The sequence below is a fragment of the Streptomyces ossamyceticus genome, assembly GCF_001418475.1.
GTDB classification, from domain to species: Bacteria; Actinomycetota; Actinomycetes; order Streptomycetales; family Streptomycetaceae; genus Streptomyces; species Streptomyces ossamyceticus.
Window position 1 is genome coordinate 1 of the sequence record NZ_LIQX01000578.1, and the last position, 3,930, is coordinate 3,930.

The 3,930-nt window shown below is 73.1% G+C and carries 3 protein-coding genes; 1 reads left to right on the forward strand and 2 read right to left on the reverse strand.

Annotated features, from left to right (window positions below; all coding sequences use genetic code 11):
* Positions 1 to 538: 538 nt before the first annotated feature.
* Both AOK15_RS33670 and AOK15_RS33675 read right to left on the reverse strand, forming a co-directional pair.
* Positions 539 to 1,432, reverse strand: coding sequence for a 2-hydroxy-3-oxopropionate reductase (locus tag AOK15_RS33670; RefSeq protein ID WP_055522110.1), 894 nt, complete (start codon positions 1,430 to 1,432; stop codon positions 539 to 541).
* Positions 1,433 to 1,479: 47 nt separating this feature from the next.
* Positions 1,480 to 2,319, reverse strand: a complete 840-nt coding sequence (locus AOK15_RS33675) for a TIM barrel protein (protein WP_055522111.1) — start codon at positions 2,317 to 2,319, stop codon at positions 1,480 to 1,482.
* A gap of 257 nt (positions 2,320 to 2,576) precedes the next feature.
* Here AOK15_RS33675 and AOK15_RS33680 point away from each other — a divergent pair.
* Positions 2,577 to 3,930: hypothetical protein (locus AOK15_RS33680; RefSeq protein ID WP_420877014.1), on the forward strand; the 1,354-nt coding region annotated here is incomplete at its 3' end.

Here is a 3,930-nt window from a genome sequence, read left to right on the forward strand (position 1 = left end):
ACAGCGCCGTCTCGGCCCGGCCGCTGGGTGATCCCGTGCGGCCGGGCCGAGACGGCGCTGTGGCTTGAGCACATCCTCCGCGACGGTCGAGTCGACATCGAGGCTGAGCCGGGTCGAGGTGCTCACCTACAGGGAGTTGCGGCGGCCGGGACCGCGGCGGCGCACGACGGCGTCGGCCCGGCGTCCCTCACGTCGAGACGGGGGGCCGACACCTTGCGCCACCGCACTGGCGTGCACGCCGCCGCGGTCCTCGCCCTGCCCGCGCGTGCCGGACCGGATGACCCCTCATCCATGTGGGTCCGGCGGGCCGCGCGGGCGGTGCGTCCGGGCAGGACGTCCCTGATGGGACGTCAGGAATCGGACGCGGTCGGGTGGTTCGTCGAGTCCATCGAGTCCATCGAGTCCATCGAGTTCGTGGGGTTCGTTGGGTTCGTTCGGTTCGTCAGGGGGTTCCGGTCCGCGGTGGCGCCTGGGCGCGACAGGACAGATGTCGGCGCCGTCGCGGACCGGAAGTTCGGGGAGGTCCGGCCCTCGGGCCTCAGAGCCGGGCGCCGGAGAGGCGCTCCACGGCCCGCAGCAGGGCCGAGTGGTCCAGGCCGCCGTCGCCCTGCGCGCGCAGTGACGCCACCAGCTGGGCCACCACGGCGCCGACGGGGAGGGCGGCCCCGACGGTGCGGGCTGCGTCGGTGACGATGCCCATGTCCTTGTGGTGCAGGTCGATCCGGAAGCCCGGCTCGAAGTCCCGGTTCAGGAAGTTGTCCTTCTTGCGGGTCAGCACGGTCGAGCCGGCGAGCCCGCCGTTGAGGACCTCCAGCGCGGCCCCCAGGTCCACACCCGACTTCTCCAGGAAGACCACGGCCTCGGCGCACGCCTGGATGTTCACCGCGACGATCAGCTGGTTCGCGGCCTTCACCGTCTGCCCGGAGCCGTGCGGGCCGCACAGCACGATGGTCCTGCCGAGCGCCTCGAAGAGCGGCTGGGCCTCGTCGAAGTCGGCCTGCTCACCGCCCACCATGATGGACAGCACGGCCTCCGCGGCCCCGGCCTCGCCGCCGGAGACGGGCGCGTCGAGGACACGGATGCCCTTCTCCTTCGCCGCCCTCGCCAGGTCGATCGAGGTCTGCGGGGTGATGGACGACATGTCGATCAGCAGGGTCCCGGCCCGCGCGCTGTCCAGGATGCCGTCGGGGCCGTACGCGACCGCCTCGACCTGCGGGAACGCGGGCACCATTGTGACCACGACGTCGGCGTCCCGCACGGCCTCCGCGACGGAGGCCGCCGCCGTGCCGCCGGCCGCCGTCAGCCGGTCGAGCTTGTCCTGCTCCAGGGTGTGCCCCGTGACGTCGTACCCCGCCTTGATCAGGTTCTCGGACATGGGGGAGCCCATGATGCCGAGTCCGATCCAGGCGACCTTGGGAAGACTGCTGCGCATGATGAGGGTGCCTCTCTGACTGCTCTGCTACGTCTGGTCGGTGGCGCTCAGCGCGCCGCGCGGGCCTCGCGGGGGAGCCACTCGAAGGCCTCGGCGCTCGGCCGGTCGCCCGGCTTGTACTCCAGGCCGACCCAGCCCTCGTAACCCGCCTTGCCCAACTGGTCGAGGAGGTCCGCCAGCGGGAGGGCGCCCGTGCCGGGCGCGCCCCGGCCGGGGTTGTCGGCGATCTGAACATGGCCGGTCCGGGCCGTGTACCGCTCGATCACCGAGGGCAGGTCCTCGCCGTTCATGGACAGGTGGTAGAGGTCCATCAGGAAGCGGGCGTTGCCGAGGCCGGAGGCCCGGTTGACCTGGTCGACGACATCGACGGCGGCGGGGGCCGAGACCAGCGGGCAGAGCGGTGACTCCACCTTGTTCAGGGCCTCGATCAGCAGGATCGCGCCCGCCCGGTCGGCGGCCCGCGCGGCGAGGACCAGGTTCTCCAGCGCGAGCGCGTCCTGCTCGGCGGGGTCCACGCCCTCGACGCGGTTGCCGTACAGGGCGTTCAGGGCCGTGCAGCCCACCGACCGGGCGAAGCCGGCGACCACGTCGACGTTGGCGCGGAACCGCTCCGACTCCTCGCCGGGGATCGACAGGGCGCCCCGGTCCGGGCCCGGCAGCCGCCCGGCGTAGAAGTTGAGCCCCGTCAGCCGGACACCGGCGTCGTCGAGCGCGCGCCTGAGGGCGTCCAGCTCCGACTGGTCGGGGGTGGGGGAGTCGACCCAGGGCCACCACAGTTCGACCGCCGTGAAGCCGGCCGCGGCGGCTGCCGCGGGGCGCTCCAGGAGCGGGAGTTCCGTGAAGAGGATCGACAGGTTGACGTCGAAGCGCTGCGCCGCGAATCCCATGGGGCCTCAGACGCTCCCTTCCGTGCCGCTTCCGAGTGCTTCCGCACCCTGACTGCTTCCATATTGTGGAAGTTGTTTTCTGCTTAATGGAAGGCTGCCGTTCGTGGTCCGGGCTTGTCAAGAGGGTGCGGCGGAAGTCGACGCGCCGGACGACCGCTCGAACGGCTCAGTGCGCTCCGCCGGAGGAGGCGGGAGAGCGTGAGCGGTGTGACGGTGGTGGAAGGGATGAGCCGGCACACGAGCAGAAGGAGGGCGCGATGGCGTACGGACCGGTCGAGAGCGGCACGGTGTGCCCGGACACGGGCATGGACACCGGCCTGCCGCCGGGCCCGTCCCGCGGCGTCTTCGAGCAGATCACCGCCGTCGCCGACGCCGTCCTCTACGAGGGCTACCTCCTGTACCCCTACCGGCGGTCGTCCGCGAAGAACCGCGTCCGCTGGCAGTTCGGAGTGCTGTTCCCCCGGCAGTGGGTGGAGGCGGACGGCCCCGTCGTCCCCGGTGTGTCCGGCTCCGCCGACTCCTGGTACCAGCGGACCGAGTGCCTGCTGCGCGTCCGGCGGCCCGGCGCGAAGGTCCGGGTCAGGCTTCGTCACCTCCAGACGCAGCGCAAGCAGGTCGAGGAGGCCGGCCCCGACGGCGGCCACCGTCCGGTCGCCTCGCTGCGGACCGACGACGGCACCGTCCATCTGACCTTCGACGAGGCGGTCCCACGCGAGACCGAGATCGTCGTCCCGCTGGCCGACCTGCTGCACGGCGGGAGCACCGTACCGGTGGAGGCGGCAGCCGGTGAGGACATCGAGCCGCTGCCCGGTCCGGCGGGCCGGGTGGTGCGACGCCGCGAGGAGGTCAGGGCGAGCGTCACCCTGACGGCCGAGCGACTCGTGGACGACGTGCTCCGGCTCCGCGTACGCACCGCGAACGCCGTAGACGGCCTGGAGCCCCGGGCGCCTCGCGACGAGGCGCTGCGTCGGGCGCTCGTCGCCACCCACACCCTCATCGGCGGTGACGGCGTGGAGTTCGTCTCGCTGATCGACCCGCCGGCGGACCTGGCCGACGAGGCACGGGCCTGCCGGAACGAGTTCACCTTCCCCGTCCTCGCCGACGAGCCCCCCGCCGGCCCCGTCGTGCTCTCCGCGCCGATCATCCTGCCCGACCACCCCCAGGTGGCGCCGGAGAGCCCGGGAGACCTGCACGACGCGGCGGAGATCGACGAGATCCTCACGCTGCGCACCATGCTGCTGACCGACGAGGAGAAGCGGGAGGCGCGCGCGACCGACCCGCGGGCCGCCGCGATCCTCGACCGGGTCGACACCATGCCCCCGGAGGTCTTCGCCCGCCTCCACGGCGCGGTCCGCTCCCTGACCCCGGTCACCGCCGCTTCTGCGGCCTCGACTTCGGCTGCCGCCGCTCCCGAGGCCACCCCCGCGGCCGCGACTTCGGCCACCGCCCCGTCGGCCCCTGCCGCCGTCCTGCCGACCACCGAGACCGTGCTCGTCGACGGGGTGCCGGTCGGCGGCGGCAGCCGGGTACGGCTGCGGCCCCGCAGGAGCGCCGACGCCCAGGACATGTTCCTGGCCCGCCGCACCGCGGAGGAGGCCGCTGTCTTCCACT

Excerpts from the sequence above, each read along its gene's own strand:
- AOK15_RS33670 (WP_055522110.1), bottom strand. The coding sequence starts at position 1,432 with ATGCGCAGCAGTCTTCCCAAGGTCGCCTGGATCGGACTCGGCATCATG.
- AOK15_RS33675 (WP_055522111.1), bottom strand. The coding sequence starts at position 2,319 with ATGGGATTCGCGGCGCAGCGCTTCGACGTCAACCTGTCGATCCTCTTC.